This is a genomic window from Candidatus Frankia nodulisporulans, from assembly GCF_902806475.1.
Lineage (GTDB): Bacteria > Actinomycetota > Actinomycetes > Frankiales > Frankiaceae > Frankia > Frankia umida.
This window is the reverse complement of record NZ_CADCWS010000288.1, coordinates 1-4,813: the sequence shown is the minus strand read 5'-3', so window position 1 is coordinate 4,813 and position 4,813 is coordinate 1. Positions and strand designations below refer to the sequence as shown.

Here is a 4,813-nt window from a genome sequence, read left to right as displayed (position 1 = left end):
GTCGACGTGGTAAAAGCTGGAAACCAAAGTGATCCGTACTCTTCTTATTGATGTTCAAAATAGCTACACAGATTCTGTGTGGCAGCGGTCGACGCTCCGGTGGAGCGCGGGAATGGCCTTGGTGGCCGCCGGACTGTGTGGCGGCCTGACGCCCCGTCCGAGTGCCGAGGGCGGATCAGGCGGCACCGCGGGCACCGACCGGATGGGCGCCGCGATGGCCACCGTCCCGACGCGGACGTCGGCGGCGACGGCGGGATCGCCGTCCGGCGATGTGGTGGGGACGGCGGGTGTCGCGCCGACGCTGGCCGTGGCGCCGGCCATCCTGCGGGCCGGGGCGGCACCGCGGATCATGCCTGTCGCCGAGGCCAGGTCCGTCAGATCGGTGCCGGTGACCGCGCAGCCGCCGACTCCCACACCGACGAGTTCGGCCCCCGCGCTTCCAGGGCCGACGGTTCCAGCGCCGGGCTCGGTGGGGCTTGAGGGGCTGGTGCGGTTGTATCTGGCGGGGCGGCCAGGGCATGTCAGCGTGGCCGTGTTCGACGCGGTCGCGGGGACGACGGTCGCGGTGACCGATCCTGCGGTGGTCGGGTACGAGATGGCGAGTTCGGTGAAGCTCGACATTCTGACCGCGCTGGTGCGCGACGCCGGGCCGACGGGCACGCTCACGGCCCGGCAGCGGACCCTGGCCCGCAAGATGATCTCGGTGAGTGACAACGACGCCGCCAACGCCCTGTGGCGCGACGCCGGTGCCGCCGCCGGGATGAGTGTCTTCTTCGCCCAGCTGGGCATGGTCGCGACCCAGGCCGATACCGGGGGGCACTGGGGGCTGACCCGGACGACCGCGGCCGACCAGCTCGCGGTGTTGCGGGCGGTCGCCTACCCGGGGGTGCTGCTCGCCGGGCAACGTGAGGTGATCGCCGGCCTGTTGCGCACGGTGATCCTCAGCCAGCGCTGGGGTCTGACCGGCGGGGTGCCGTCCGGTGTGGCGGTGGAGCTGAAGAACGGCTGGCTGCAACGCGGCGACGGCGGCTGGGTGATCACCAGCCTGGCGCACGTCCACGGCGCCGGCCGGGACTACGTGATGGCGGTCTACACCAAGGACGGCCCGAGCAGAGCCGCTGGCATCGCGACCGTGCGGGGACTGTCCGCCCTCTGGCCTGGAACGCCGCGGCTGTCTCACCGACGCCGGGCTGAGGCCGCGTCCCGCGGGACGCGCTCGTCCGAGGTGACGTGGTTGTTGACCGCGCCACCTCGGACCAGGCGTTCGTCAGCCGCTGAAGCGGGCGACGGCACGCATCTTGTTCATGGCGTCGAGGGCGGCGACCTTGTACGACTCGGCCAGCGTCGGGTAGTTGAAGACGCTGTCGACGAGGTAGTCGATCGTGCCGCCGCAGCCCATCACGGTCTGCCCGATGTGGACCAGCTCGGTGGCGCCCGTACCGAACACGTGCACGCCGAGCAGGCGCCGGTCATCCGGGCTGACCAGCAGCTTCAGCATGCCGTAGGAGTCGCCGAGGATCGCGCCGCGGGCGAGTTCCCGGTAGCGGGCGATACCGACCTCGAACGGGATGGCCTGTTCGGTCAGCTCGTCCTCGGTGCGCCCGACGTAGGAGATCTCCGGGATGGTGTAGATCCCGATCGGCATCAGCTCGGCACGCAGGGCGTTGACATCCTCGCCGCACGCGGCGTAGGCGGCCAGGCGGCCCTGTTCCATCGACGTCGCGGCCAGCGCCGGGAAGCCGATGACGTCACCGACCGCGTAGATGTGGTCGACTTCCGTGCGGAAGTCCGAGCCGACCTTGATCCGCCCGCGGCTGTCCGCGGACAGGCCCGCCGCCGGCAGGTTGAGAATGTCGGTGAGACCCTGCCGCCCGGCGGAGTACATCACCGTGTCCGCCGGAAGCTTCTTGCCGCTTTCGAGCAGGGTGAGCGTGCCGCCGTTGTGCCGTTCCACCGAGACGACCGACTCGCGGAACCGGAACGTCACCGCGAGATCCCGCAGCTGGTATTTCAGCGCCTCGACGATCTCGACGTCGCAGAAGTCGAGCATGCGGTCGCGCCGCTCGACGACCGTGACCTTCGAGCCGAGGGCGGCGAACATCGAGGCGTACTCGATGCCGATCACCCCCGCGCCGACGACGACCATCGACCGTGGCAGTTTCTCCAGCGCGAGGATCTGGTCGCTGTCGACGACCGTGCGGCCGTCGAAGTCGACCGTGTCCGGCCGCGCGGGCCTGGTGCCGGTGGCGATGATGATCCGCTCGGCGTGTACGCGGCGGTCCTCGATGTCACCCGCGGCCCGCACGCTGACCGTGTGCGGGTCGATGAAGCTCGCCAGGCCCGTCAGCAGGGTGACGTGGTTGCGGCTGAGCTGGTTGCGGATGACGTCGATCTCACGGCTGATGACATGTCGAGTACGTGCCGACAGGTCACCGACAGTGATGTCGTCCTTGACTCGATAGCTCGAACCGTAGAGCTCACGTTGCGACATGCCCGTGAGGTAGATAACAGCTTCACGCAGGGTCTTCGACGGGATCGTGCCAGTGTTGATACTGACCCCGCCGATCATCTCCCGCTTGTCCACGATCGCGACGCGCCGGCCAAGCTTGGCTGCCGCGATCGCAGCCTTCTGCCCGCCGGGCCCGGACCCGATGACGAGGACGTCATAGTCGAACACCGACACCTCCCCGCATTCTTTCCGGCTCCCGGTGAACCTGAGGCTATCTGTCGCGGCGCCGCTCGAAGCGATGTTGCACCGGCTTGTTACGTTTATTTCTTCTGGATGCTTTCCCGGGGGCGTTTCAGCCACGCGATATCACATAAAGTAGGCAATCCGGATCTCTCCGTTATACCCGGGATGGGTGGTTTTCGACGCCTGCTTCGCGAAGTCGAGCTGCCCCTTCGGGCGATGCCGCCGTGCGCGACCGCGCAAAAATTCCTGCCGGCGACCCGTAACGGATGGCCGGCGGTCTCGTTAGACAGGTCGCGGGGGTCGCGGGGGTCGCGGAGGCTGTCTGGGGGGTCTTCCACGACTCCCGCCGCCGTCGAGGCCGGCCATCACTGTCGGGACGGGCGCCGGGCCACACCGGCCGGCGTACGGGAGGGATGGCGGGCCAGGGGACGCGACGGCCGGCCGCCGGCTCCGGAGCGTAAGAACTCCGGAGCCGGCCCAGCCTGAGTCCCGCTGCCACGCCACGGTGATTGCGGGTGGCGCTGTGGTTGCGGGTGAAGCGGGTGGGGCTGTGGTTACGGGTGGGTCATGGACAGGACGTCGAGGGCCGCGTCCAGCTGGGCCTCGGTGAGCTTGCCGGCCTCGATGTAGCCGCGTTCGAGCACGACCTCGCGGATCGTCTTCTCCTCGGCGAGGGAGAGCTTGGCGACCTTCGCCGCCTCCTCGTAACCGATGTACTTGTTCAGCGGCGTCACGATGGACGGCGACGACTCCGCGAACCGCCGGCACTTCTCGACGTTCGCCTTGATCCCGTCCACGCACTTGTCCGCCAGCAGGACGCTGATCGTCGACAGGATGTGGATCGACTCGAGCAGGTTGCGCGCGATCACCGGCAGCATCACGTTGAGCTCGAAGTTGCCGGCCGACCCGCCGAAGGCGACCGCCGCGTCGTTCCCGATGACCTGCGCCACCACCTGGCAGACCGCCTCCGGGATGACCGGGTTGACCTTGCCCGGCATGATCGACGAGCCCGGCTGCAGGTCCGGCAGGCTGATCTCGCCGAGCCCCGCCCGCGGCCCCGACGACGCCCACCGCAGGTCGTTGGAGATCTTGTAGAGCGAGACCGCGATGACCCGCAGCACCCCGGACGCCTCGACCAGCCCGTCCCGTGAGGCCTGCGCCTCGAAGTGGTTACGGGCCTCGGTCAGCGGCAGCCCGGTGTTCGCGGCCAGTTCCTCGATGACGGCGGCGGAGAACCCGGGCGGCGTGTTGATCCCGGTGCCCACCGCGGTACCACCAAGCGGCAGCTCCCCGATCCGCGGCAGCGCCACGTTCAGGCGTTCCACTCCCAGGCGCACCGCCGCCGCGTACCCGCCGAACTCCTGACCGAGGGTGACCGGGGTCGCGTCCATCAGGTGGGTCCGCCCCGACTTCACCACCTCGGCGAACTCGGTCTCCTTACGACCCAGCGACGCCGCCAGATGCTCCAGCGCCGGGATCAGCTCCTGCACGATCCCCTGCGTCGCCGCCACGTGGATGGACGACGGGAACACGTCGTTGGACGACTGCGACGCGTTGACATGGTCGTTCGGATGCACCGGACGGCCCAGGCGCTCGGACGCCAGCGACGCCAGCACCTCGTTGGTGTTCATGTTCGACGAGGTGCCGCTGCCGGTCTGGAACACGTCCAGCGGGAAGTGCTCGTCCCAGTCGCCGCGCGCCACCTCGGCGGCCGAGTCCCGGATCGCCTCGGCGATGTCGCCGTCGAGCACCCCGAGCTTGGCGTTCACCGTCGCCGCGGCCGCCTTGATCCGTGCCAGCGCCTGGATGTGCGCGCGGGAGATCCGCTGGCCCGAAACGGGGAAGTTCTCCACCGCCCGCTGCGTCTGCGCCCGCCACCGGGCCGACGCCGGCACCCGGACATCCCCCATGCTGTCGTGCTCGATGCGGTATTCCTGCTCGCTCATGCGCCCGTTCTCCCGATGTTCCGTCGCCATCGACCCGACCGACCAGCCCCGCGACCGGCACCTAACCGCCCGCGCGAAGCTCAGGCCCAGCGCACGGCCCGCGAGCGCATACGCCGACCCCACCGCCGACCCTAGGACATCTGACGCGTACGGTCCCCCCACGACGGTGCGTATG

3 protein-coding genes and 1 pseudogene are annotated in these 4,813 nt (G+C 69.3%); 1 reads left to right on the top strand and 3 read right to left on the bottom strand.

Going from position 1 to position 4,813, the window contains the following annotated elements; all coding sequences use genetic code 11:
* Positions 1 to 63: 63 nt before the first annotated feature.
* Positions 64 to 789: a hypothetical protein gene (locus tag G6R24_RS22800; RefSeq protein ID WP_225438697.1), complete on the bottom strand. Its 726-nt coding sequence runs from the start codon at positions 787 to 789 to the stop codon at positions 64 to 66.
* Between G6R24_RS22800 and G6R24_RS22795 the strand changes: the two are divergent.
* Positions 695 to 1,036: pseudogene (locus tag G6R24_RS22795) on the top strand (serine hydrolase); the annotation flags it as partial. The gene G6R24_RS22800 and the pseudogene G6R24_RS22795 sit on opposite strands and share 95 nt — an antisense overlap.
* Before the next feature lie 231 nt (positions 1,037 to 1,267).
* On the opposite strand, the gene sthA reads toward G6R24_RS22795, so the two are convergent.
* Together sthA and G6R24_RS18245 are read right to left on the bottom strand one after the other, a co-directional pair.
* Positions 1,268 to 2,677: a Si-specific NAD(P)(+) transhydrogenase gene (gene sthA / locus G6R24_RS18250; protein WP_163550420.1), complete on the bottom strand. Its 1,410-nt coding sequence runs from the start codon at positions 2,675 to 2,677 to the stop codon at positions 1,268 to 1,270.
* A gap of 569 nt (positions 2,678 to 3,246) precedes the next feature.
* Positions 3,247 to 4,638: a class II fumarate hydratase gene (locus tag G6R24_RS18245; RefSeq protein WP_163550419.1), complete on the bottom strand. Its 1,392-nt coding sequence runs from the start codon at positions 4,636 to 4,638 to the stop codon at positions 3,247 to 3,249.
* Positions 4,639 to 4,813 lie beyond the last annotated feature (175 nt).